Origin of the sequence: Shewanella sp. N2AIL, from assembly GCF_022690845.1 — a bacterium.
Lineage (GTDB): Bacteria > Pseudomonadota > Gammaproteobacteria > Enterobacterales > Shewanellaceae > Shewanella > Shewanella baltica.
The window spans coordinates 40,034-64,694 of sequence record NZ_JALBYT010000003.1; the positions used below are offsets into that span (position 1 = coordinate 40,034).

The following is a 24,661-nucleotide window of genomic DNA, read 5'->3' on the forward strand; positions in this document are numbered from 1 at the left end:
GTCAGTAAAAAGCGGTACCGATTTTCCCTGCAAGGAAATAGTCAAAGGAGTCTCATCAAAACGGGACTCCTTTTTATTTAGCCACAGCCCGATAACAAGCCATTTTCAGTCCCATTTAAGTTACTAACGTTACAGTCCTAAAAAAACAACAATTCAAAGGAAGTCACTCAATTATGCGTAAACGTTTTATTGCCATCGCCATCGGCGCCACACTCACCGCCGGATTTATGGCAGGTTGTAGCAACACAGAAAGCAAAGCCCCTAACGCCATGTCGATACAAGCCCAAAACCCCTTCTTTCAAGTCAGTCGCCTACAATATCAAGCGCCCGACTTTAGTATCATCAAGAATGAGCACTTTACACCTGCACTAGAGCAAGGCATGGCCGAGCACTATCAAGAAATCCTCGCGATTGCGAATAATCCCGCCGCGGCCAGTTTCGATAATACTATTGTCGCGATGGAAAAAAGTGGCGCCCTGCTCAGCCGCGCATCGAGTGTGTTTTATAATTTAGCGGGTTCTAACAGCAATCCAGAACTGCGTAAAATCCAAGGTGAAATGGCACCCAAAATGGCGGCCCACTCGGACAATATCAACTTAAATCCAGCGCTATTTGCCCGCATCGAAGCCATTTATAACGATCGCGCTAACCTAGGGTTAACCCCAGAAGCTGTGCGTTTGGTTGAGGTCTATCATCAACGCTTTATCATGGCGGGCGCTAAACTCACCGACGAGCAGAAAGTGAAGATCCGTGCTCTTAACGAAGAACAGTCAACACTGACCAACGAGTTCTCCCAACGTTTACTGCGCTTAACCAAAGAAATCGCCGTGGTCGTGGAGTCTAAGGATGAGCTTACAGGATTAACTGACAGCGAAATCACTTCGGCCGCAAACGATGCTAAAGCAGCGGGTCACGATGGCAAGTATCTGATCAACATCACCAACACCACTCGTCAGCCCGTATTGGCCTCACTGGAAAACCGTGAACTGCGCCAACGCATTTGGGAAGCCTCAGCTAACCGTGGCTTAAGTGGTGAAAACGAAACGGCGTCGCTGGTATCTCGTTTAGCACAACTGCGCGCTGAGCGCGCCACCCTATTAGGTTATGAAAACTGGGCCAGTTATCGCCTAGCGCCGCAAATGGCCAAAACGCCAGAAGCGGTTTACAGCATGTTTGGCTCTATGGTGCCAGCCGTAGTCGCTAATACAGAGAAAGAAGCGGCCGATATTCAAGCAATGATCGACAAGACTGGCGGCAAATTTGAACTGGCGCCATGGGACTGGGAATTCTACGCCGAGAAAGTCCGCCAAGAAAAATACGTCCTTGATGGTAATAGCATTCGCCCATACTTTGAGTTTAACCGCGTCCTCGAAGATGGCGTGTTCTACACACTCAAAGAACTCTATGGCGTCACCCTAAAACCTCGCCCAGATTTACCGGTTTATCATCCCGATGTGAAAGCCTACGAAATGTTTGATGCCGATGGCTCAAGCATGGCCATTTTCTACGCCGACTATTTTGCCCGTGAAGGTAAACGTGGCGGCGCTTGGATGAGTTCGTTCGTCGGCCAATCCTTCCTCGAAGGCACTAAGCCTGTCGTGGTTAACGTGATGAACATTAAGAAGGCACCAGAGGGTCAACCGACCTTCGTCAGCTACAACGAAGTCACCACTATGTTCCACGAAATGGGCCACGGCACCCACGGCATGTTCTCCAAAGTGACTTACCCAAGTCTGGCAGGCACTTCGGTTTCACGGGACTTTGTCGAATTCCCATCAACCTTCGAAGAAGACTGGGCGGCCCATCCCAAAGTGTTGGCCAACTACGCTAAACACTATGAAACGGGCAAACCCATTCCCGATGAACTGCTGCAAAAACTGTTGAAATCAGGCAGCTTTAACCAAGGTTTCGATACGTTAGAATATATGGCTGCGGCGCTCGTAGACATGGAGTGGCATTCATTAAGCCCAGATGCACAGTTGCAAGATGTCGCCACCTTTGAAGCCAATGCACTGAAAAAGCACGGCTTAAACATCAGCGCCGTGCCGCCACGCTATAAATCGACCTACTTTGCCCACGCCTTCCCCGGCGGTTACTCGGCAAGTTATTACGCGTATATGTGGAGTGAGATTTTAGCGGCGGATGCCTTTGCCTATGTGCAAACCCAAGGCGGGCTCAATCGTGAAATCGGCATGAAATACCGCAGAACCATTCGTGAAGTGGGCAACAGTATTGCGCCAATGGAAGCCTACAAAAACTTCCGTGGACAAGAGCCTACGACACAAGGATTACTTAAACGCCGCGGGCTAGACCAAACACTTTAAGCTGCAAAAAACCTAAGCGGCAAGTAGCCTAAGTTAAGTAATGATAGCCTTAATGTGATTAGGTTAAAGATAGAGATAGAGCGTTAACCAAAAAAATCAGCCAGCATAATGCTGGCTGATTTATTTTGACTTATTCGCAGTAAACCTTTGCCGTGCAAAGTTTCAATTAGCGTTTAGCTAATTGCGCCTTTAGATTTGATTTTTAGCACTATGATGCTAACCACAAACACCACACTACAGGCCACTAAACCTGCGACGACTGACTCAGTAAATCCAAGTACGACATAACCCGTTAAGCTAATAAACGCCGCAATCAATGCATACGGTAGCTGAGTGACGACATGGTCGATATGGTGACAACTCGCGCCCGTAGACGACAAAATCGTGGTATCGGAAATCGGTGAACAGTGATCGCCAAATACCGCGCCCGCCAGCACAGAGGCAAGCATAGGTAACATCATGCCAGTGTGACTTCCCATCGCCATATCCGCAGCAATCGGCAACATGATACCGAACGTGCCCCAGCTAGTACCGGTTGAGAACGCAGTAATACCCGCTAACACAAACATAAGCGCTGGCAAAAACGCGAACGGAATATTGCCCGTCGCGAGACTCGCCATAAACTTACCAGTTTCGAGCTGGCCAATCACGCCTGCGATAGTCCAAGCAAATAACAGGATATAAATCGCTGGCAGCATAGAGCGAGCGCCCTGCACTATGCCTTTGACTATCATTGATTTCTCAACGCCTTGGACTAAATTCAATATCAGCGAAATCGCTAAACCGATTAATGCACCAAAGAAAAGGGATGAACTGACATCGGTTTTCTCAAACGCTGAAATAATATTAAATTCAATCCCTTCAGCGGCAAGTACTTGAGCGCCACTGTTGATCATAAAATACAGGGTCGCAAATACCAGCACAGTAATTGGCAGGAATAAGCCTAAGATCTTACCGGTTTCGGCTTCGGGTAAATCCGCATTCGCCCCTGGCGGTAATCCCTTTGACTCATCGTATAAATTACCACGTTGGGCATTGAGTTCATGCTCGCGCATTGGCCCAACATCTAATCCCATAAAAACTACGAAAAGTAATAATAACAAAGAGAAGATTGCGTAGAAATTCATTGGGATCATTTGAATAAAAATACTCAAATGACCCGTATCAGCAAAACCGTGGGCCGTTAATATTCCACCAATAAGCGCAATAATATAGGCGCCCCAACTTGATACAGGAGAAATAACGCACACAGGAGCGGCAGTCGAATCTAATAAATAAGCTAACTTAGCGCGGGAAATATAATAACGGTCGGTAACAGGTCTAGCGACCGAACCTACGACTAAGCTATTGAAATAGTCGTCAATAAAAACCACACACCCTAAAAACATGGTTAATAGTTTAGCGTCACGTTTATTACGTATATGTAAACGCGCCCAATCGGCAAAAGCCCGCGCGCTGCCACTGACAGTAATTAACGCTGTGATCATTCCCAGTACAATTAAGAAACCGAGAATATATAAGTTCCACGAATTAAGGCCTTCGCCCGTCCAAAAAAGTCCTTTAACGCCATTAAATACAAATTCACCCGTCGCTACAGGTGAAAATTGATTGAGCAATAAAGCACCAATTAAAATCCCTAACCCCAAAGAAAGCAGTACACGGCGAGTTAAGATCGCCAACACAATAGCCACCGCAGGCGGCAGCAAGGAAAGTGCCGAATCGGCATAATTCATAACAGTCATTGATTATTATCTTCGTTAAATACGAATGGAGGGCGACTGAACTGGTGGGGAAAGGCAATAGATACCCAAGGTCACCTGTCCTATCAGTAGCGCTCCATAGTAACTATTTCCAACATCCGTATCGGAAAATACTATGGCAGTGTTACACCTATTAAGTGCAACCCCAGCAGTTGATCGTGATAAATCGAACCACTTCGGCACCAAATCCTTTCGCAATCGATCAACGGAATCACCCTACTGATCACTACTAATATTTGGCGCGCCTCTACTTCTAAGAACGCCCGTACGCGGGCGTGAGGCACATAAAAACATAAGCGGCTTAGCAGATGCCACCGCAAAGCCACTTAATGTGACCTAGATCACAGATTAAATCAACCGAGACTTGTGATCAGCTCAGGAACCGCCTCAAATAAATCGGCAACTAAGCCATAATCGGCAACTTGGAAAATAGGCGCTTCCGCGTCTTTGTTAATAGCAACGATGACTTTCGCGTCTTTCATGCCCGCTAAATGTTGAATCGCGCCAGAAATCCCCACGGCAATATACAAGTTAGGCGCAACGATTTTACCAGTTTGGCCCACTTGTAAATCGTTAGGCACAAAGCCTGCGTCAACTGCCGCGCGTGATGCGCCAACCGCAGCACCGAGCTTGTCAGCAAGCTGCTCTAACATGCCGAAGTTTTCACCACTGCCCATACCACGGCCGCCAGAAACGATAATGCCAGCATTACCTAATTCTGGACGGGCTGATACCGTCAAGGATTGAGACACAAACTGAGTTCTCGCTTCAAACACTTTATCGAGTGTCGTCACAGCCGCGCTGTTACCTTCTGGCGCAGCATCAAAGGCACTGGCGCGTACTGTCATCACTTTGATGGCATCATGGCTTTGCACTGTCGCTAAGGCGTTACCCGCATACACAGGGCGCACAAAGGTGTCAGCATTGACGACGGTAATGACTTCAGAGATTTGCGCAACATCTAATAATGCCGCCACACGCGGAAGCGTGTCCTTACCTAAGCTCGAAGCAGAAGCCAGAATGTGGCCATAGTTTGGCGCTAAGTCCACCAGCAATTTGGCAAAATTTTCCGCTAAATGCGCTTCATACACGCTGGCATCGGCAACGAGCACTTGGCTAACGCCTTGTAGCGCTTGTGCAGCTTGGACAACCGCGCCACATTGGTGACCCGCAACCAGTACATGCACTTCATCGCCAATGGCGCGGGCGGCAGTGACGATTTTTGCCGTATCGAGTTTCAGTGCGGCATTATCATGTTCAGCTAATACTAAAATGGCCATTTAGATCACCTTCGCTTCATTTTTTAACTTTTCAACTAGCTCAGCTACCGACGCTACCATGATGCCTGCTTTACGTTCTGCTGGCGGAGTGACCTTCACGACCGTTTGGTGACTCTTTAATGTCACGCCTAAGTCGGCCACAGTAAAGACTTCTAATGGCTTACGCTTGGCTTTCATAATGTTAGGCAGTGAAGCATAACGAGGTTCGTTCAAACGTAGATCGGCAGTCACAACTGCAGGTAACGGCATAAGTAAGGTTTGCATACCGCCGTCAACTTCGCGAGCGACTTGCACAGAATGACCTTCTAATTTGATTTCAGAAGCAAAGGTCGCCTGTGGCATATCCATCAGCGCTGCGAACATTTGACCGGTTTGATTGTTATCGCCATCGATAGATTGCTTACCAAAAATCACCAGTTCGGCTTGTTCTTTGTCTTGTACCGCTTTGAGCAATTTGGCGATAGATACTGGCACCAGTTCGTCTTCAGTATCGATATGGATCGCACGGTCTGCACCTAATGCGAGCGCAGTACGTAATTGTTCTTGAACGGCTTTATTACCAATACTGACAACAACCACTTCAGTTGCACTACCCGCTTCTTTTAAACGAACCGCTTCTTCTACTGCGATTTCACAAAAAGGGTTCAACGCCATTTTTAGGTTTGCGGTGTCAACACTTGTATTGTCAGCTTTGACCCTGACCTTCACATTGGCATCAACAACGCGCTTAACGGGCACCAATACTTTCATAGGGTTTCCTTCCTACACTTTCATGTACATGGACAAAACATTGGTTAATACCAATGCAGGATAGAGCAACTTTACGTCCTGTTAACGTTAACGTCAACCAAAGTCAAACGCCTGTTTGCATTTTTTAATCCTCAGCAACGGCTACTTTTTTGAGGAAATAAGAAAAGTTCAAAATATAAATAATATTTAATTTACTTAAAATGCATAATTTTATTTGATTCGAGCTATATTAGTTTCTATCATTTAGCTGTTGTTCACCATTATCCTGTATTAAAAATTAGAGTGGGACGAAAATAGATATGAGCGAATTTTTAGAGATATTAACTCACGGCCGTCGTTTTAAAGCAGCAGTTAAAGAACTTAGCGTTGAAGAGTTACGTGATTTAGCCGACAAATTAGATAAAATTTTAGTAGAACGCGAGTCTATGGCTGAGGAAGAAGAACAAGCCATGGCAGCTCGTAATGCTAAGATTGAAGAAATCCGTCAACAAATGGAAGCCGTTGGTTTATCCATTGATGACTTAGGTGGCGTAGCTGTTAAAGCAACCGCGAAAAAACGCGCTCCTCGTCCAGCTAAATACCAAATCGAAGTTGACGGTGAAATGGTTCAGTGGACTGGCCAAGGCCGTATGCCAACCGTATTTAAGAACGAGATCAACAAAGGTCGTTCTATGGAAGATTTCTTAATCTAATCCAATTCGGTGTGGCGGTTCGAGTAACCAACACCTATTTGCATAAAAGCTCGCATTCATTGCGGGCTTTTTTATATCCATTATTGGCTGCAATCTAAAACGACAAGCGTAAATCCCACACCTCATCCCTGCTCAAATTGCGTTACAATTCAACCTTAGTATTTACATCTGCTTTCAGTTACTCTTTATTCACCCTCACTCGATTGAATAAAATAATGCAGATAAACAATAAGATAATTATAAGCTGCAGCATAATCGCTAGCTTAGTCTCACAGACCACATATGCCCAAATCAATACAGGGCCAACCTCCAATAAACTCACGGCTTTTACCCATGCTGAATTAATGATTGCGCCGGGTAAGCGTTTAAGTGATGCCACTTTATTGGTTGAAAATAATCGAATTAAAGCCATTATTGAGCACGGTGACATTCCCGCTGGCGCATTTAAAATCGATTTGAGTGGTTATACTATTTACCCTGGATTTATCGATCCTTTCACCGATTATGGGATTGAGTTCGAATATCCAAAACTTGGGCTCACTCGCCCTGTCTATGATATTAAACGTATCGGCGGCAATGCAGACAATGGTGCAATTCATTCTGAAAAAGAATGGTTTAATTACGTTTATCCCAATAAAGAACGCGCGAAAGAGTGGATCAATAATGGCTTTACGAGTGTGCAAAGTAGCAAACTCGACGGAATCTTCCGAGGGACGAGTGTCAGCCTGTCATTAGCAAACAAAACCGCCAACGAAGTGATTTATCGTGCCCGCAGTCAACCCTTTATGGCATTTGATAAAGGCTCATCTGAACAAGATTATCCGTCATCATTAATGGGCAGTATTGCGCTTATTAGACAAACCTTTGCCGACGCCAATTGGTATAACCAAAATAAAAACAAATCGGCCAATGGCGCAATAAACAATCAAGTCGAATTTAATATCGCCTTTGAACGCTTAGATAATTTAGCCGATAAGCAAATTATCTTTGAAACCAGAAATCTCAACGATCAATTGCGCGCCGCCCATTTACTCAAAGAACATAAACTGCCAGCCAATCTACTCGGTAATGGTCAAGAATACTCGCGCATCAATGAGTTAAAGGCGCTGAACTACCCGTTAATCTTGCCTTTAAACTATCCGCAAGCGCCTGATGTTGGAACAGATGATGCCGATCGCGAAGTGTCACTGGCGGATTTAAGACAGTGGGAACGTGCGCCAACCAATCCAGCAGAAGTTGCCAAAGCAGGTATTCCCTTCGCGCTAACGCAGTTTGGTATTAAGACAGATTCCTTCTGGCCGCGACTGCGCCAAGCCATTACTCAAGGTTTGAGTGAAGAGCAAGCCTTAGCTGCACTGACCACCCAAGCCGCCGAGATGACAGGCACCGCCGATTTTACCGGCAAACTCGCACCCGGTTACATGGCAGACTTTGTAGTCACTAAGGGCAATATTTTTAAAGAAGGTCAGATCTACAGTGTTTGGTTGCAAGGTCAGCAGCAAAGTCTTCGCTCACTGCCCCAAGCAAGATTACTGGGGGATTACCAATTAAGCCTCAATAACCTCACACTGGATTTATCGCTGCAAGATGCGAGCAAAGGTGATAAACCCAAAATCCAAGGCAGCTTAAGCAGTGGCGAGCAAAGTATCGCGCTCAGCCAACTTAAATTAGATGACGACGGTCGATTAAGCTTTACTGCCGATTTGAGCGCCGCGGGCATCAATGGTCTTAGCCGCTTTACGCTGTGGATGGCCGATGACGGCATTCAAGGTCGTATGGTCGATGCCAAGAGTCGCACCACAAATGTTGCTGGTATAGCGATAGCGCAAACTGCAGCGGTTGATAATGCCACTCAAGATGACCATCAAGCGCCCAAGGATAAAGCCAACACAAGCTTAGTGAGTCACCTCACCTTCCCTAACGTTGCTTATGGACTGAGCGAAGCACCTAAGGTCGAGAAGCTGCACATCAAAAATGCCACCCTGTGGACCTCGGATAAGCAAGGCATTCTCGAACATGCCGATCTCTTGATGGCCAATGGCCGCATCGAAAAAATTGGCCAGCAACTCAGTACGCCTTCTGGCTATCAAGTCCTCGATGCAACGGGTAAACATCTTACTGCGGGCATTATTGATGAACACTCGCATATCGCCATAAATGGCGGCACCAACGAAGGCACGGATGCTGTGACCTCTGAGGTGCGGATTGGTGATGTGATTAATCCCGACGATATTTCAATCTATCGTGCCTTAGCGGGCGGTGTCACCAGCGCGCAATTGCTCCACGGCAGCGCCAATCCTATTGGCGGCCAATCGCAACTGATCAAAATGAAATGGGGTGAGCCAGCCGAACAACTCAAATTTGCTAACGCGCCCGCCAGTATCAAGTTCGCGCTTGGTGAAAACGTTAAGCAGAGCAACTGGGGAGAGAAATTTGTACAACGCTTCCCGCAAACGCGTATGGGAGTCAAAGCGTTATTTGAAGAGACCTTCGATGCCGCCATCGCCTATGAAAATGCGTTAAAAGCCTATGATGACCTGCGCTCCAGCGATAAGAAAAAAACCGTTGCACCGCGCCCAAGTTACCGTCTGCAAGCAGTGGCCGAAGTATTAAATCAGCAGCGTGATGTGCACATTCATTCCTATGTGCAGTCAGAAATCCTGATGTTTATCCGCTTAGCCGAGGCTTATCACTTTAAAGTGCAAACCTTTACCCATGTGCTCGAAGGTTACAAAGTGGCGAGTGAACTGGCCGCCCATGGCGCTGGCGCTTCGACCTTTGCCGATTGGTGGGCCTATAAGTTTGAGGTGTACGACGCAATTCCACAAAATGCGTGTTTGATGCAAAACAAAGGCGTGACCACCAGCATAAACTCAGACGACTATGAAATGCAGCGCAGACTCAACCAAGAAGCGGCTAAGTCTATGATGTATTGCAATATGTCGAAGGAAGATGCTTGGAACATGGTCACTATTAATCCGGCCAAGCAATTAAGAGTCGATGAATTTGTGGGTTCACTCACCCCTGGGAAAATGGCCGATATCGTGCTGTGGAACGCAGAGCCTCTGTCGATTTACGCCAAAGTGACACAGGCATGGGTTGAAGGAAAACGCTACTTTGACCGCGATCAAGACCAAATTGCCCAGCAAGCGGTCGTCAACGAGCGCGCCGCACTTATCCAAAAAATTCTCAGCAGTGATGATCAAGCCAAAGCGGGTGAAAAAGTCACGCCACTTAACGAGCCACAGTGGCACTGCGACACCCACTATCAAGCATGGGGCCACACTCATGAGGGAGCCAAATAATGCAACATTTATCTAAACCCGTTTTATTTGCGGCGCTACTGGCCGCGATTTGCACCACGCTGGCCCCAGCGATGGCCAACGATATCGTGCCTACGCCTAAACAAAGCCGCAGCGTACTGATTAAAAACGCCACAGTGCACACCGTCAGTCAAGGCGTGCTCAGCAACACTGATGTCTTGATTGAAAATGGCAAGATCACGGCTGTTGGGCCTCAACTCACCAGCCAAGCCAACAGTGCAACCGCAGAAACCAGTGACACTCAAGTCGTCGATGCTAGCGGTAAACATTTATATCCGGGCTTAATTGCCCTCGATACCAGCTTAGGCTTAGTTGAAATTGAAATGAGCCGCCCCACGGTTGACAACGCCGAGGTGGGTTATATCAATCCGCAGATCAGCACAGCCACAGCTTACAATGCGGATTCGGAGCTCATCCCGACCATACGGTTCAACGGCATTACCCACGCGCAAATCGTCCCGAGCGGCGATGGTATTGCTGGGCAATCGGTACTGGTGAATCTTGATGCGTGGACGATTGAGGATGCGCTGACCCCCAGTGCTGGGCAATTCCATGTCTACTGGCCGCAAATTAAACGCATGCCTGAAGATGAAAAAGAGAAAGCCAAAGCCATCGAGAAAAATCAGCAGGCGATCGACCAGCTCAATATCGCCTTTGAAGATGGCTATCGCTATTTCTTAAGTGATAAAGCCAAGGGCAAAGATAACAACAAGGATGAAGATCCACAGTCCGCGACCAACAACCTTCGCTGGCAGGCCATGTTGCCGCTATACCAAGGTAAAGCGACACTGTTTGCCCATGCCGACAGTGTTGGCCAAATTGAGCAAGTGATTGCCCTGACGAAAAAATACCAATTCAAACTGGTGATTGTCGGCGGATACGATGCATGGCGCTTGGCCTCAAGCCTGAGGGAAGTTAAGGCGGGGGTCATTTATCCTCATACCTTGAGTCTGCCTAAGCGTAAAGATGAGCCGGTGGATTTGCCCTTTAAAATCCCCTCCTTGCTCGCCAATGCCGGAATTCCCTTCGCCCTAGGGTTTTCATCGGACTGGAATAGCCGTAACTTGCCCTATGCAGCAGGTTATAGCGCCGCCTATGGTTTAACGCCTGAGCAAGCGCTTAAGTCCATCACCTTAGATGCAGCAAAACTGTTAGGTGTCGAGGATTTAGGGGCGATTGCCGTGGGATACCAAGGCAGTGTTGTACTGTCCGAGGGGGACATTCTCGACCCTATGACCAATAAGATAGAGGCTATCTGGATTGAAGGACGGCAGATAGATCTGAATAATCGCCATCAGCAGCTTTATCAAAAGCACCTTAAGCGGTAGAATTTACTCAGATAATAATATCGCATCGGCGCAGCCTACCAAGGCTGCGCAGTTTTCCCCTCAATCTCAGGTCAAACCATGAAAATTATCCTCTCAAGTGCATTAGTGCTACTGCTCAGTGCCTGTGCAAGCGACTACAGTTTTAACAGTAATTTGGACGGTGAGGCGATCAATGACTATTTCAAGGCATCCGATGTCACCCTCTATGAAGGCGATACCTTGCCAAAAGGTCATTACGAATTAAAAGGTTTGGTCCAAGGGGAATCCTGTCAGCCCGATGTCAACAGCGTACCTGCGTCATTAGCCGATGCCAGAACCGAAGCCCGCCGTAACGCCGCAGATAAAGGTGCTAACGGCATTATCATCAAACAATGTGTGATGTTAGATGAAGCCGCCCAAGGTTGTATCAGCCGCGCATTATGCGTTGGTCAAGCAGTAAAAACGGCTACAACAGAGTAAGCCTCACGCATATTAAGCATACTGCTCGCGGCGTGATCCTATAGTGTTCTAAGATTGCCCCTATCAACCGCTTAATGGCTAACGCTTCGTGACCAACGCTGCATTATTAGCGCACAAAGATGGGCCTTAATGATTAGCTTAGAATGATGAACTTAGGCTGTTGTGATACTTACCCTTTTAGGTAATTTTTTGCATGACATTTACCAACCAAATTGTCGCAGTTGCGACCTGCCGCACCCCCTATAAACAAAAGTTTGGCATTCCAAGACAACCCGGACTCGTTGAGGCTCGCGGCTATGTCGAACTCGAACCCCATGTCAATCATATCGATGCGGTGCGTGGCATAGAGCAATATTCCCATCTCTGGTTGCTATTTTGCTTCCATGAAAATCTTGCCCAAGGTTGGAAAACCACAGTACGGCCACCGCGATTAGGCGGCAATGAAAAACTCGGCGTATTCGCCACTCGCTCCACTTTTCGCCCCAATGGCATTGGTCAGTCTGTGGTGAAACTGCACGGCGTAGTGCAGCGCAAGGGCAAAGTTTGCCTTGAGATTTCCGGTATGGATCTGGTCGATGGCACGCCCATTATCGATATTAAGCCTTACATTCCTTTCTCGGATTCGATTACCGATGCAGTCGGCGGCATTGCTCAAGACGCCCCAAAACTGATTTCAGTGGTGTATTCCGATAATGCCAAGGCACAGATTGAACGTTACGCCCAGCAGGAAACCTACACAGATTTAGCCGTGCTTATCCGCGGAGTCTTGGGTCAAGATCCACGCCCCGCCTATAAAAAAGCCAAGGACGATCCTAAGTTATACCAAGTCGCCCTCTATGATTTAGATGTATTTTGGCAAATGGCAGTCGATGATAATGACCAAGAATACATCTTGGTACTGGAACTCAAACTGGGGAAATGTGGCTAAATGTCTACGCCTAGCTCAGAACCAGCATCTTTACCTGATTATCAAAGCCAGCATAAAAAGCGGCTTTCTTGGATGCCGTGGCTGTATTTCTCTTTAAAAAAGAAACATTTAGTCTGGGCAAAACCTTGGCAGAATGATATTCAAGCAAAGCTTTGCGCCCTCGAAACAGTCAACATCGGCGAGCATTGTTTTATCGCCCCCGAAGCGCAATTATTTGCCGAACCCAATCGCGATATCCGCATGGGTAATCGCTGCATGATCGCCGCCGACTGTTTTTTACACGGCCCAATCACGCTAGGGGACGAAGTGGCAATTAATCATGGTTGCTCCTTCGATGGCGGCAGAGTCGGTATTCAGATTGGCAGCCAGACTCGCATCGCTAATAATGTCACTATTTATGCCTTCAACCATGGCATGGCGCCAGATACGCCCATATATCAACAAGCTGCCAACTCCAAAGGCATTGTTATTGGTAAAGATGTGTGGATTGGCGCTCAGGCAGGCATAGTCGATGGTGTGACCATTGGCGATCACGCTGTGGTGGGTATGGGCAGCATAGTGACGAAAGATGTGCCCGACTGGGCGATAGTGGCAGGCAACCCCGCCAAAGTGATTGGCGATAGGCGGGATAAGTAAGCAGTAAGGATAATCTTGATACTAGCAGTGACGAAGTCACGCTCTAACAGCACAGTGTTCTTCCTTGCGTTATCCGTTATCAAACATCAAAAATGCTATTTGTCTCCCAGCTAGTTGAATTTAACCTAAATACGTAGGTGACATCATCAAAGCAGGTGATAAAATGGCGACCATTCAACTCAAATTTGGACATCGGTAATGCGCGTCAGCAAGTACCTGCTATCAACACAGAAAGAAACTCCTGCCAACGCAGAAGTCATTAGTCATCAATTAATGTTACGTGCGGGCATGATCCGTCGTAATGCGTCGGGCCTTTATAGCTATCTCCCCACGGGCTTACGCGTACTGCGTAAAGTCGAAGCCATTGTTCGTGAAGAAATGAACAAAGCCGGTGCAATTGAAATTCTAATGCCTATGGTGCAACCGGCAGACTTGTGGGTAGAAACAGGTCGTTGGGAAAAGTTTGGTCCCGAGCTGCTGCGCTTTAAAGATCGCCATAATCGCGACTTCGTACTGGGCCCAACCCACGAAGAAGTGATCACCGATCTAATCCGTAAAGAAGTCAGCTCATACAAGCAATTACCGCTGAACCTTTACCAAATCCAAACCAAATTCCGTGACGAAGTTCGTCCACGTTTTGGCATGATGCGCTCACGCGAATTCTTGATGAAAGACGCGTACTCTTTCCACCTTGACGTCGATACCATGAATGAAACCTATGAGGCCATGTACAACGCCTATAGCAACATTCTAACGCGCATGGGCTTAGCCTTCCGTCCAGTATTAGCTGACACAGGTTCTATCGGTGGCAGCATGTCACACGAGTTCCACGTTCTGGCCCAAAGCGGTGAAGATTTAATTGCTTACTCAACGGGCAGCGAGTACGCGGCTAACATTGAGAAAGCTGAATCACCAGTACCCACTGAGCCTCGCGGCGCAGCCACTGAAGAATTGCGTTTAGTCGATACCCCAAATGCGAAGACCATTGCTGAATTGGTTGAGCAGTTTGATCTGGATATCACTAAAACCGTCAAAACATTGATCGTCGTCGGTGCATCAGAAGCGACGCCGTTAGTGGCACTGATTGTTCGCGGTGACCATGAACTCAATGAAGTTAAAGCCGACAAGTTAGACTTAGTGGCATCACCAGTAGAAATGGCGCCAGAAGCGCTGATCCGTGACGCCATTGGCGCAGGTCCTGGTTCACTTGGCCCTATCGGTCTTAACATCCCTATCGTTATCGATCACAGCGTTAGCGTCATGAGCGATTTTGCCGCCGGTGCGAATGTGGATGACAAACATTATTTTGGTATCAACTGGGAACGCGATCTGCCATTAGCGCAAGTTGCCGATATCCGTAACGTAGTCGAAGGCGAGCCAACACCAGATGGTTCAGGCACGTATGCTATGGCACGCGGTATCGAAGTGGGTCATATTTTCCAACTGGGTACTAACTACTCTAAATCGATGAACGCGACTGTACTTGACGAAAACGGCAAGTCACAGGTGCTATTGATGGGTTGTTACGGCGTCGGCGTAAGCCGTATTGTGGCCGCAGCCATCGAGCAAAACTTCGATGACCGTGGCATCATTTGGCCAGAAGCCATTGCACCATTTAGCGTGGGCATTCTGCCAATGAACATGCACAAGTCGCACCGCGTAACCGATATCGCCGAGCAGTTATATAAAGACTTAAACGAAGCGGGTATTGACGTGTTACTGGACGATCGTAAAGAACGCCCAGGTGTGATGTTCGCCGATATGGAACTGATTGGTATCCCACACACTGTGGTGATTGGCGATCGCAATATCGATGCTGGCGTATTTGAATACAAAAACCGCCGTACCGGTGAAAAGCAAGATATTCCATTTGATCAACTGCTCGACTTCCTGAAAAACGCAGTGAAAGGCTAAGCCTCAACGCGAAATATAGAAAAGCTTAACGATCAAAAACGAAACGCACTTAAGCCCAGCTTAAGTGCGTTTTTTCTTGGCTTTTTATTGGACTTTTATTGACCTTCGTCGATCACTCGCGACAATACTTTTTATCTGTGGCTGTTTATCTTTTTATTTTTGGCACTGTACTTTTGGCAAGGTACTTTGCGCTAACAGGTACTGACTCGGAGCGACGCCCATCAACTGCCTAAACATATAACCAAAGGCTGAACCCGAGGCATAACCTAAAGATAACGCTGTAGTGAGCACAGATTCACCTCGACTGAGCATTTGAATCGCCACCTGCAATCTAAGCCTTTGCAGCCATTGGCTATAACTCAGCCCTGTTTGCTGTTTAAATAATCTCGCTAACGTGCGGGCCGAGGCGCCGACCTCCCGCTGCCAATCCACCAAAGTGCGTTGCTCGCTCGGATCTGCAAGCAAAGCCTCGGTAATGCGCAGTAATTTTTTATCCTTAGGATAAGGTAAATCTAATGCGACCTTAGGGGCGAGTACCATAAAGTCACGGATCACCATCAAGAGTCGCATGACGCTATCCTTATCATCAGGCTCAATCAGCCCAGCCTCACTCCTCATCAAGGCATTAGCCTCTTGCAGTAACAACTGCAAAACAGGCTTCACACTCAAACAAGTACAGTCGGGTGGAAACCCGCCGATTTGGGTGTCATCCAAATACAGACTGCTCAATTGCACCTGACTTAGCGCGATAACCTCATGATCGACAAAGGGCGGCACCCACACAGCTTGTTCAGGCGGCACTATGTAACGCCCCGCAGGCGTAATCACACTCAACACGCCTTGGCTGGCATAAATGACCTGTCCCCAAGAATGACTATGGCGCTGCACATGTTCAAACGGCTTGAGCGCTCGCTTAAGCAACATGATGGACGCGCTTAGCCCTGCGGCGGCTAAACGTGAAGGTGCGACCTGAGTGTGCTGAGTAATATGCTGCTGGGATAAATGCGTGTCGCTGGCTTGATTCAAGGTGTTATCGCCCAAGGTGATTTTTATATCGAAGCTTCTTTTCGTATTAGCGTGCCTCTCAATTTAGCAACGCCAATTTAGCAACGTCTTTTATTTTAAGAAATGTCTTTTTATCTAGACATTAAGTCAATTTATCGAGCGAATGCCAAAGCTGCAAGCGCTAACATGCTTTCTCAGATTTAACAAATTGGAGATGACATGAGCATCCACATGAATCAAAACCGAGTCACGCCCGTGACCTTACAGAAAATGAAAGGCAAAACGCCAATAGTCGCCCTCACCGCCTATGAAAAACCGATGGCGGAACTTATCGATCCCCATGTGGATATGATTATCGTCGGCGACTCCGTCGGCATGGTGGTTTATGGGCAAGACTCCACACTCGGAGTTACCTTAGAAATGATGATTAATCATGGCCTTGCTGTCACTCGCGGCGCAGCACATGCCTGCGTGATTATCGATATGCCCTTTGGAAGTTATCAAGAATCGCCTCAGCAAGCCTTTAGACATGCCAGCCAAGTGTTGATACGTACTGGAGCGCAGGCGGTAAAACTCGAGGGTGGCGCAGAGATGCTCGACACCACTCGCTTTTTAACCCAGCGAGGGATCCCTGTGATGCCACACATAGGATTAATGCCGCAGCACGTGAATCAATTAGGTGGATTTAAAACCCAAGCAAGGGATACTGCCGCTATCGGAGCCCTCGTTAGTTTAGCGAAAGACTTTGAACAGGCTGGCGCTTTTAGCATACTGATAGAAGGCACCTCCGAACTCGCGGCGCGCACAGTGACCGCTGAAGTCTCAATCCCAGTCATCGGCATTGGCGCCTCCCCCGCCTGCGATGGTCAAGTGCTCGTAACTGAGGACATTTTAGGCTTATTTTCTGACTACACGCCTAAATTTGCTAAACGCTATATCGACTTAGGTCCCTTAATCACTCACGCCTGCGCCGAATACGCCAGAGAAGTCAGAACCGCTGAGTTTCCAACAGCAGAGCATTGCTTTGGCCTCAGCCCAACAACGAAGGTAAGTACTGATTAATTGTCTAAAGCGAAATGTTGTCGCAATCGAATAAAGGAGAAATCGAAATTTACAACTAATTAAGTCTATCGACTTGCTTTTTATAGGGCGGCGTTGCTTTAATAAAACTATTAAAACAATAAATTGAGTCTGAAGATTGCCTACATCAACTGCATTAGTATTAGGTGGCGGCGGCGCAAGAGCCGCCTATCAAGTCGGCGTGCTAAAAGCACTGGTTCAGCTTTATCCGCGTAATCACGGCATTCCCTTTAAAATCATTTGTGGCACCTCGGCAGGCGCCATCAATGGTACTTCTATTGCCACTCATGCTTCTTGTTTTCATCTTGGCGTCAAAAAGCTCGAATGGGTGTGGCGCCATTTTGAAACTCGCAAAGTCTATCGCGCATCCATCACAGGCGTGCTTGGCCATCTTGGGAAAATGGCTCTCAAAGGCATGCAGGATGATAAGGTGAATACCGATGCGGGCAGTCTGCTCGATAACGATCCACTGCGAAAACTGCTCAATGAATTAATCGATTTCAAACGCATCGACCGTAATATTCGCAGCGGCGCACTCACAGCTCTCAGTGTCGATGCCTCTTGCTACAACAACTCACGTTCGGTGAGTTTTTTCCAAGCTTCACGGGATATCGAAAACTGGACCCGCGCTCGGCGCAGCGGCGAACGTATGATGCTCAATACTGAACACTTACTCGCCAGTTCGGCCATCCCTATGGTGTTTCCTTCGATTAAACTCAACCAAGCCTATTATGGCGATGGCTCAGTCCACCAGCTAGCACCACTCTCAAGCCCTATCCATTTAGGCGCAGAAAAACTCTTAGTCATTAACCTAGAGAGCCCACACAAACACTTCCCAATGGAACTGGAATATCACCCGAAAACAGCAACCATAGCAGGCCACCTGCTCGATACTATCTTTTCAGATACCTTAAACAGTGACCTTGAGCGGCTCGAAAGGATCAATAACACCTTAAGCCTGATCCCCGAGTCAAGCCGTAACAAGCTCGCCTTACATCCGATTAAAACCTTAGTCATCAAGCCCAGCGAAGACCTCAGTAAAATTGCCGCCCGCTTCTACGATGACATGCCATGGGCAGTAAAAACCTTACTCGGTTTTATCGGCATTGATAGACAATCAGATTCTAGTATCGTGTCTTACCTACTATTCGAAAAAACCTACACCAGCGCGTTGATCGACCTAGGCTACAAAGATGCCATGGAGCAAATCGACGAACTAAAAGCGTTTTTTGGTTTAAAGTCAGAAAATAGCGCAGAATCTCATCGCTAACAGCTATGATGCAGCACTCATTGACTAAAGCAGATTTATAATGGCAAGTATCTATGGCGTGTTCATAGCAAATATAAATAACTCATTAAAATAAATGGGCTTAGCTAAAGTTGAGTAAAATTTCAATCGAAAGCCTGAATCCTCTTTAGGATTTAAGATTGATCATTTAGCTAGTATCCCCTATCATGTTTTACTAGATTAGCTAAAATCACTTAAATTTTTTCTAAAAGGGAATCACGATGAAAAAAACTTCACTAGCACTTATAGCTTCTATCGCTATGTTCAGTTCAGTTGCAGTTCAGGCGGTAGGTGAAGAAAATACATCTACTACATCTACTACAAGTACTACTGCTGGCGGTGCATCTGGCGGCGGTGTAGGTGGCGCAGTTGGTGGTATTGCTGCAGGTGGTATTGCTGCTGGAGCAGTGATTGCTGGGGCTGTAATCGTATCTAACAGCTCTGATGGTAACCCTATCACTAGCACAGGTACTAATACTACCACTGGTACTGGCAACTAATCAGTTATTAATGACTTTTAAACAACCGCCTATTGGCGGTTGTTTTTTTTGCTCGTTTAGAGAAAGTGAGAATCACTTCATTCATTGAAATAAGTCTCAGATATCTCTACATTAGATATTTATTACTATTGAGAATAAGCAACTCGGATGCGTATAAATAAAAAACTACTCTTACTCACAGCCTCAATTGCATTAATGAGTATTGCTGGCTGTAGTCAACGAATTAGCGCCCTCAACGATACGATGAAGTTGGCTTTTATTGGAGAGAACGATATTAAGCTCACCACCGAGCAAATAAAAGCCAATCCCTACTCCAGCATCTATGTCAAGATAGAAGGGACACCTCAAGCATTTGTAGTTTTAGCATTTGCTGAACCAAAACAAACTCTTACCTCTGTCAGACCGGCGCCAGAAGCAATGGAGCTAAAATGGCTCTCTGCAGATAAAGCAATGTTAGTGACAGTGAACGGGCGCTTGGTGAGAACTCATAGTCTGCTCTCAGGCAATTTAGCCGCGATTGAAAGTTCAGAACCTGATCCTATTCTCCTAGGTCTGCATCTAAATAGTACGCCTAAAACTTGGACTCGCACACTTGACTGGCAACCCGGCTACCATTATGGGTATAAACTTAATTCACAGTTTGATTTTATCGCTGAGGAAAAGATACTCATAAATGATACTCCCACTCAAGCATTGCATTACAGCGAGTTAGTATCTGTTGAAGGTCTTAATATTCAATATTTAAATGAGTTTTGGTTAAAACCGGATAATGGGCACGTCATTAAAAGCCGCCAGAAGATAGCACCCAATCTGCCTTTTATCGATATAACTTTACTTAAGCCATTTGCATCTTAGTGGAACCATTATGAGATATTACATCGCGCCATTGGCACTTGTACTTAGTTCAGCACTAACGGCAACCGTTCATGCTGAAACCCAGTTATTCATCAGTACATCTACGAATCAGGATGCTCAGGTTCAACTAAACTATCCGACAGCAGTGCGTATAGAAAAAATAGTACAAGACGGATTACAGCAACTCCCAGCATATAATAAAACCACGAATAAAGAGATTGTTCCTATTTATTGGTTAGGTGCGGCATTACTCGATATTCAAAATACCGCCGCTTTAGAAACGAAACGTCAGCAAGTATTGAGCCAGTTAGCTAAAATAGGCCAAGTAAAAGACGACAGTGCTTACATCGCAAAACTGGCTAAGCTCGCACAACTTATTCGCAGTCTACAACTTGGGCAGCGCGTAATGCAGCCTCTAGATATTGACCTTATTCGTATCAATGATTCATACAACTCGCTAATTGATGGTCGTTTCCTATTAGTCTTACCGCCTCGTCCAAGCACTGTCACAGTGCTTGGTGCAGTAGCTCAAACAGGGGATTTGACATGGCAAGGCCAAAAGACTAGCAAAGATTACCTCAAACAAGCAGGGTTACTCGATAATGCTGAAACAAGTTTTGTGTGGATTATTCAACCCGATGGCAAAGCGATAAAACAACCCATCGCTTATTGGAATCATCAAGAGCAAGATATTGCTCCTGGAGCAAGTCTCTACGTTGAGTTTTCAAGTCTATTTGATGACTACACTCAACTGAATGAAAACATTGTTGAATTACTTAGGAATCGGGCTCTGTAATGAAAAAGTCTAGCCACACAATCCATACCTTAGGCCGATTATCTGCACTGTCTTTGGCATTATTACCATTACTCCAGGTAACTGCAGATGAGTTTTCTTATCCAACACTGTTAGCCTCGCAATCAGATTTTGGCGGTGTTGGTTTAATGCAAATGCCCACAGGCCGTATGGCGCCTGAAGGCGAATTTAATTTTGCGACTAGCTATAACGACGAATATCAGCACTTCACAGCCTCAGTTCAGCTGTTTCCTTGGTTTGAGACCACTGTTCGTTATACGCAGGTACAGGATTTACTCTATAGTAACGACCCCAATTTCAGTGGTAACACTAAGTACACCGATAAAGGTATTGACTTTAAAGTTCGGTTGCTTGAAGAAACAAACTGGCTTCCAGAAACCTCTATTGGTGTACGCGACTTTGGCGGAACAGGCTTGTTCGATGGCGAGTTTATTGCAGCGACTAAACGAGTCGGCCCACTAGACTTCACCTTAGGGATTGGCTGGGGTTATATCGGTAATAGCGGCAACCTAACTTCAGATAAAAAGGATCTTAACTATAACTGCGATCGTGACACTTCCTATGGAGGTAAAGGGGGAACGGTTGATTATCAGCGTTGGTTTAAGGGCTGTGCTGCACTATTCGGTGGCGTTGAGTATCAAACTCCATGGAAACCGTTGCGTCTAAAGCTTGAATATGACGGCAACGATTATCAATCCGACTTCCCTGTTGTTCGAGGTGATATTGCTATGCCACAGGACAGCAAATTCAACTATGGTTTACTATACCGATTTGGTGACTGGGGCGATCTGCATTTAAGTTATGAACGTGGTAATACTTGGACGCTCGGTTTTAGTTTACAAACGAATTTCAATACCTTAACTCAGATAAAGCGCGATCCTGCTGCAGCTAAATATAAGCCAATACCAGCGGCACCATTAACGCATGTGCAAACAGCCAATATTCCATTAGATAGTGTTAGCCCTTCAGAAAATATCATTGCGAAGGCTGACACCACTCTACACATCAAAGCAGAAATAGCTGACACACATTTAATCGTTCAGCCTAAAGAAGCAATGTTAAAAACAACAATTGACTGGAATAAGGTTGCGCAGGATCTGCAAACGATTTCAGGCTATAGCAACGCTAAAATTTACCTCGACTCTGACAGTATTACCGTGGTTGGAGAGCAAACTAAATATCGTGATAGAAATGAAGCCCATCAAAGGGCCGCTACTATACTCGCTAATAATAGTGAATTATCTCAAATCAAAGAATATCGCTTAATTGAGACCCATTATAGCCAGCCGATTACAGAAACGCGTATTGATGCAGAAAAATTTGCCCAAGTAGCCAGCTTTGGTTACCTCAATGCTAAGGTTACTGATGCGAGTCAAGTTGTTGTCCCACGCTTACCCCAAGGTGAGTTAGTAACGCGTACTAATGAAGATTGGCTGGATAAATTAGGCTTCGATGTTGCTCCCACTATGGTGCAATCCTTCGGAGGCTCAGAAGGCTTCTACATGTTTAATATCGGTGTTACTGGGAGTGCAAACTATAAGTTTACCGATAATTTCGAATTTGGCGGTTCTCTTTATCTCAACTTATACGATAACTACGATAAGTTTTTATATGACGTACCACCAGACGGTACCGACTTGAAACGAGTAAGAACGTTAATACGCCAGTACGTTCATGATAACCCAGTGCGGGTTAATAACCTCCAATTGACATGGATGGATAATCTTAGTGATAACATTTCCTACCAAGCCTATGGCGGATATTTAGAGATGATGTATGGCGGTGTGGGGACAGAATTTCTCTATCGTCCACTCAATAGCCAATGGGCATTTGGTTTTGATATTAACTATGCGAAACAGCGAGATCCCGACAGTATGTTCGGTTTTTTTAGTGACGAAAACCAATTTGACCCTCTAACCAATCGGGCTTATCGAGTGCAAACCGGTGTTGTGACTGGGCATGCAACGGCTTATTACCAGCCGGAGTGGTTCCCCAATACTTTGCTTAGAATAAGCGCGGGGCAGTATCTTACCGAAGATAAAGGCGTGACGGTTGACTTCTCTAAACAGTTTGATAGCGGTGTGATTGTCGGCGCATTTGCGACTAAGACTGACCTATCGGCAGAAGAATATGGTGAAGGCAGCTTTACTAAGGGCTTCTATATTTCGGTGCCATTCGATCTAATGACCATCAAGTCCACCCACAGCCGCGCCTTCCTATCATGGATGCCGCTGACCCGCGACGGTGGTCAAATGCTCGGCCGTAAGTACAACTTATTTGATGTCACTGACGCTCGTGCGCCCTGGTATACCAGACCGAGTGTTGAACCAGCAAAATAGTACCTAGCTAAAACTAAAAACGGGCAAGATAATTCTTGCCCGTTTTGTTTTCTGCCCATAAAAACGGTTTAAAAAATCGAGGACTTAATGCCACCGATAAATATCAAGTTAAGCGCTCTACTCTATTGGCGACTTGATCCCATGTGGCGATGAGCGTAAATACTGTGGCGGCGCTTTAACCGTTGCACCGAGTGTTGCTGCCGCATGCCAAGGCCAATGGGGGTCATAGAGCATAGTGCGAGCAAGCGCGATAGCATCGGCCTGCCCCTGTGCCAGAATCGTTTCCGCTTTATTAGCATCCGTGATTAACCCCACGGCAATCACAGGCATATTGACCTTAGCTTTAATGGCCTCGGCAAAAGGCACTTGAAAGTGTTCTGCCACAGGGATTTGCTGCAGTGGACTTAACCCGCCGGTACTCACATGGATAAAATCACAGCCTCGGGCCTCTAATGCTTTTGCCAACACTAGGCTTTGGGCCAAATCTCAACCTCTCTCGACCCAATCGATTGCCGAAATCCGCACACCGAGTGCCATTTTAGGCGATATCACAGCCTTGTCCTTCCTTTTAATACAAGACGAGGCTGGCTTTATGATGCTGCACTGGCGAGACTATCTCGCGCGGATAAAATCGGTGCGGTAATTAACGGCCAATCAATAGCAAATTCAGTACTGTTCCACGCGATAACACTTTCATCTTCAGGATCATAATATTGGGTACATTGATAAATAACTTCAGCATAATCGCTGAGAACATAAAAACCGTGAGCAAAGCCCGGTGGGATCCACATTTGCAGATGATTCTCTGCCGATAGCACTCGCCCAACCCATTTCCCATAGGTGGCAGAGTCGGCCCTTATATCGACGGCCACATCACAAATGCTCCCTGCACAGACCCGAACTAATTTCCCCTGCGGTTTACACCGTTGAAAATGCAAGCCTCGTAGGACATTACGTTGCGAACGGCTGTGATTCTCCTGCACGAACACACATGACTCTAATCCCCGCTGTGCAAAGCAGGCATCAAAATAGGATTGCCTAAACGTCTCCATAAAGAAGCCGCGTTCATCCCCAAAGACTTGCGGTTCAAACACCAGTACTTCGGCTAACTCAGTTGCGCTACATTTCATCAAATACCTGCTTATCGAGTAATGCCTTGAATAGCGGTAAATCGTGGGGAGTACAAATGATCAAGATGTCTCGAATACCAGCCTGCATCAGGGTGACAAGTGGATAATAAATCATAGGTTTATCGTAAATGGGCAGTAATTGCTTACAGACAACCTGCGTCATAGGATAAAGACGCGAGCCAGTACCGCCCGCCAGTAAAATGCCTTTTCTCATTGAAATATTTAAGATTGATAAGCCATGTGAAGTGCCAAGATT

General features: G+C 46.5%; 19 protein-coding genes, 2 pseudogenes and 1 riboswitch. Of the genes and pseudogenes, 14 read left to right on the top strand and 7 right to left on the bottom strand.

The features are described 5' to 3' along the window. Window positions 1–173: 173 nt before the first annotated feature. Window positions 174–2,324 (top strand): M3 family metallopeptidase, encoded by a 2,151-nt coding sequence (locus MO387_RS03250; protein ID WP_107948301.1) that lies wholly within the window; start codon window positions 174–176, stop codon window positions 2,322–2,324. A 173-nt stretch (window positions 2,325–2,497) separates the two neighbouring features. Here MO387_RS03250 and MO387_RS03255 read toward each other — a convergent pair whose 3' ends face one another. The 3 genes from MO387_RS03255 to MO387_RS03265 all read right to left on the bottom strand — a co-directional run bounded on the left by MO387_RS03255 (window position 2,498) and on the right by MO387_RS03265 (window position 6,114). Next, window positions 2,498–4,066: a Na+/H+ antiporter NhaC family protein gene (locus MO387_RS03255; RefSeq protein ID WP_063884897.1), complete on the bottom strand. Its 1,569-nt coding sequence runs from the start codon at window positions 4,064–4,066 to the stop codon at window positions 2,498–2,500. Between the two features lie 79 nt (window positions 4,067–4,145). Beyond that, a riboswitch (Lysine riboswitch) is annotated at window positions 4,146–4,342 on the bottom strand. Window positions 4,343–4,437: 95 nt separating this feature from the next. After that, window positions 4,438–5,364: an FAD-binding protein gene (locus MO387_RS03260; protein ID WP_006085545.1), complete on the bottom strand. Its 927-nt coding sequence runs from the start codon at window positions 5,362–5,364 to the stop codon at window positions 4,438–4,440. Next, window positions 5,365–6,114, bottom strand: a complete 750-nt coding sequence (locus tag MO387_RS03265) for an electron transfer flavoprotein subunit beta/FixA family protein (protein ID WP_106651012.1) — start codon at window positions 6,112–6,114, stop codon at window positions 5,365–5,367. Window positions 6,115–6,413: 299 nt separating this feature from the next. On the opposite strand from MO387_RS03265, the gene MO387_RS03270 reads away from it, so the two are divergent. The 7 genes from MO387_RS03270 (at window position 6,414) to MO387_RS03300 (ending at window position 15,394) form a co-directional block, all read left to right on the top strand. After that, complete coding sequence (locus MO387_RS03270; protein ID WP_006082339.1) at window positions 6,414–6,806, top strand: H-NS family nucleoid-associated regulatory protein; 393 nt, start codon at window positions 6,414–6,416, stop codon at window positions 6,804–6,806. A 215-nt stretch (window positions 6,807–7,021) separates the two neighbouring features. Then, window positions 7,022–10,111: an amidohydrolase family protein gene (locus MO387_RS03275; protein ID WP_107948303.1), complete on the top strand. Its 3,090-nt coding sequence runs from the start codon at window positions 7,022–7,024 to the stop codon at window positions 10,109–10,111. Further along, entirely contained in the window at window positions 10,111–11,457 is a 1,347-nt protein-coding gene (locus MO387_RS03280; protein ID WP_107948305.1) for an amidohydrolase family protein, read from the top strand. Before MO387_RS03275 ends, MO387_RS03280 begins: the two co-directional genes overlap by 1 nt. 78 nt (window positions 11,458–11,535) lie before the next feature. Next, window positions 11,536–11,916 carry an Rcs stress response system protein RcsF gene (gene rcsF, locus MO387_RS03285; RefSeq protein ID WP_107948307.1) on the top strand — a complete coding sequence of 127 codons (381 nt, stop codon included), beginning with the start codon at window positions 11,536–11,538 and terminating at the stop codon, window positions 11,914–11,916. Between the two features lie 193 nt (window positions 11,917–12,109). Continuing rightward, a complete protein-coding gene (gene tsaA / locus MO387_RS03290) occupies window positions 12,110–12,844 on the top strand; it encodes a tRNA (N6-threonylcarbamoyladenosine(37)-N6)-methyltransferase TrmO (protein ID WP_106651017.1) in 735 nt (244 codons plus the stop codon). Further along, the gene (locus MO387_RS03295; RefSeq protein ID WP_107948309.1) at window positions 12,845–13,480 is read left to right on the top strand and encodes an acyltransferase; all 636 of its coding nucleotides are present in this window, start codon (window positions 12,845–12,847) and stop codon (window positions 13,478–13,480) included. Between the two features lie 198 nt (window positions 13,481–13,678). After that, window positions 13,679–15,394: a proline--tRNA ligase gene (locus MO387_RS03300; RefSeq protein WP_107948311.1), complete on the top strand. Its 1,716-nt coding sequence runs from the start codon at window positions 13,679–13,681 to the stop codon at window positions 15,392–15,394. 153 nt (window positions 15,395–15,547) lie between these two features. Here MO387_RS03300 and MO387_RS03305 read toward each other — a convergent pair whose 3' ends face one another. After that, the gene (locus tag MO387_RS03305) at window positions 15,548–16,435 is read right to left on the bottom strand and encodes a helix-turn-helix transcriptional regulator (RefSeq protein ID WP_107948313.1); all 888 of its coding nucleotides are present in this window, start codon (window positions 16,433–16,435) and stop codon (window positions 15,548–15,550) included. A gap of 183 nt (window positions 16,436–16,618) precedes the next feature. Between MO387_RS03305 and panB the strand changes: the two genes are divergently transcribed. From panB to MO387_RS03335, 6 genes are all read left to right on the top strand, one after another. Further along, window positions 16,619–17,461 (top strand): 3-methyl-2-oxobutanoate hydroxymethyltransferase, encoded by an 843-nt coding sequence (gene panB / locus MO387_RS03310; RefSeq protein ID WP_107948315.1) that lies wholly within the window; start codon window positions 16,619–16,621, stop codon window positions 17,459–17,461. Between the two features lie 136 nt (window positions 17,462–17,597). After that, window positions 17,598–18,749: a patatin-like phospholipase family protein gene (locus MO387_RS03315; RefSeq protein ID WP_106651022.1), complete on the top strand. Its 1,152-nt coding sequence runs from the start codon at window positions 17,598–17,600 to the stop codon at window positions 18,747–18,749. A 239-nt stretch (window positions 18,750–18,988) separates the two neighbouring features. Then, window positions 18,989–19,267, top strand: a complete 279-nt coding sequence (locus MO387_RS03320; protein WP_107948318.1) for a hypothetical protein — start codon at window positions 18,989–18,991, stop codon at window positions 19,265–19,267. A gap of 147 nt (window positions 19,268–19,414) precedes the next feature. Then, the gene (locus MO387_RS03325) at window positions 19,415–20,122 is read left to right on the top strand and encodes a YjbF family lipoprotein (protein WP_107948321.1); all 708 of its coding nucleotides are present in this window, start codon (window positions 19,415–19,417) and stop codon (window positions 20,120–20,122) included. A gap of 10 nt (window positions 20,123–20,132) precedes the next feature. After that, window positions 20,133–20,918 (top strand): capsule biosynthesis GfcC family protein, encoded by a 786-nt coding sequence (locus MO387_RS03330; RefSeq protein WP_106651025.1) that lies wholly within the window; start codon window positions 20,133–20,135, stop codon window positions 20,916–20,918. Beyond that, entirely contained in the window at window positions 20,918–23,275 is a 2,358-nt protein-coding gene (locus MO387_RS03335; protein ID WP_107948324.1) for a YjbH domain-containing protein, read from the top strand. Before MO387_RS03330 ends, MO387_RS03335 begins: the two co-directional genes overlap by 1 nt. A 117-nt stretch (window positions 23,276–23,392) precedes the next feature. Here MO387_RS03335 and MO387_RS03340 read toward each other — a convergent pair. The 3 genes and pseudogenes from MO387_RS03340 to MO387_RS03350 all read right to left on the bottom strand — a co-directional run. After that, window positions 23,393–23,833 (bottom strand): annotated as a pseudogene (locus MO387_RS03340) (tRNA-dihydrouridine synthase); the annotation flags it as partial. Between the two features lie 32 nt (window positions 23,834–23,865). Beyond that, window positions 23,866–24,405 (bottom strand): dTDP-4-dehydrorhamnose 3,5-epimerase, encoded by a 540-nt coding sequence (gene rfbC, locus MO387_RS03345; RefSeq protein WP_107948326.1) that lies wholly within the window; start codon window positions 24,403–24,405, stop codon window positions 23,866–23,868. 16 nt (window positions 24,406–24,421) lie between these two features. Next, a pseudogene (locus MO387_RS03350) lies at window positions 24,422–24,619 on the bottom strand (sugar phosphate nucleotidyltransferase); the annotation flags it as partial. Window positions 24,620–24,661: the final 42 nt, after the last annotated feature.

Coding starts and splice junctions, on each gene's coding strand:
- MO387_RS03270 (WP_006082339.1), top strand. CDS start 6,414: ATGAGCGAATTTTTAGAGATATTAACTCACGGCCGTCGTTTTAAAGCA.
- panB (WP_107948315.1), top strand. CDS start 16,619: ATGAGCATCCACATGAATCAAAACCGAGTCACGCCCGTGACCTTACAG.
- MO387_RS03260 (WP_006085545.1), bottom strand. CDS start 5,364: ATGGCCATTTTAGTATTAGCTGAACATGATAATGCCGCACTGAAACTC.
- MO387_RS03295 (WP_107948309.1), top strand. CDS start 12,845: ATGTCTACGCCTAGCTCAGAACCAGCATCTTTACCTGATTATCAAAGC.
- MO387_RS03275 (WP_107948303.1), top strand. CDS start 7,022: ATGCAGATAAACAATAAGATAATTATAAGCTGCAGCATAATCGCTAGC.
- MO387_RS03325 (WP_107948321.1), top strand. CDS start 19,415: ATGCGTATAAATAAAAAACTACTCTTACTCACAGCCTCAATTGCATTA.
- rfbC (WP_107948326.1), bottom strand. CDS start 24,405: ATGAAATGTAGCGCAACTGAGTTAGCCGAAGTACTGGTGTTTGAACCG.
- MO387_RS03300 (WP_107948311.1), top strand. CDS start 13,679: ATGCGCGTCAGCAAGTACCTGCTATCAACACAGAAAGAAACTCCTGCC.
- MO387_RS03330 (WP_106651025.1), top strand. CDS start 20,133: ATGAGATATTACATCGCGCCATTGGCACTTGTACTTAGTTCAGCACTA.
- MO387_RS03335 (WP_107948324.1), top strand. CDS start 20,918: ATGAAAAAGTCTAGCCACACAATCCATACCTTAGGCCGATTATCTGCA.
- MO387_RS03320 (WP_107948318.1), top strand. CDS start 18,989: ATGAAAAAAACTTCACTAGCACTTATAGCTTCTATCGCTATGTTCAGT.
- MO387_RS03255 (WP_063884897.1), bottom strand. CDS start 4,066: ATGACTGTTATGAATTATGCCGATTCGGCACTTTCCTTGCTGCCGCCT.
- MO387_RS03280 (WP_107948305.1), top strand. CDS start 10,111: ATGCAACATTTATCTAAACCCGTTTTATTTGCGGCGCTACTGGCCGCG.
- MO387_RS03265 (WP_106651012.1), bottom strand. CDS start 6,114: ATGAAAGTATTGGTGCCCGTTAAGCGCGTTGTTGATGCCAATGTGAAG.
- tsaA (WP_106651017.1), top strand. CDS start 12,110: ATGACATTTACCAACCAAATTGTCGCAGTTGCGACCTGCCGCACCCCC.
- MO387_RS03250 (WP_107948301.1), top strand. CDS start 174: ATGCGTAAACGTTTTATTGCCATCGCCATCGGCGCCACACTCACCGCC.
- rcsF (WP_107948307.1), top strand. CDS start 11,536: ATGAAAATTATCCTCTCAAGTGCATTAGTGCTACTGCTCAGTGCCTGT.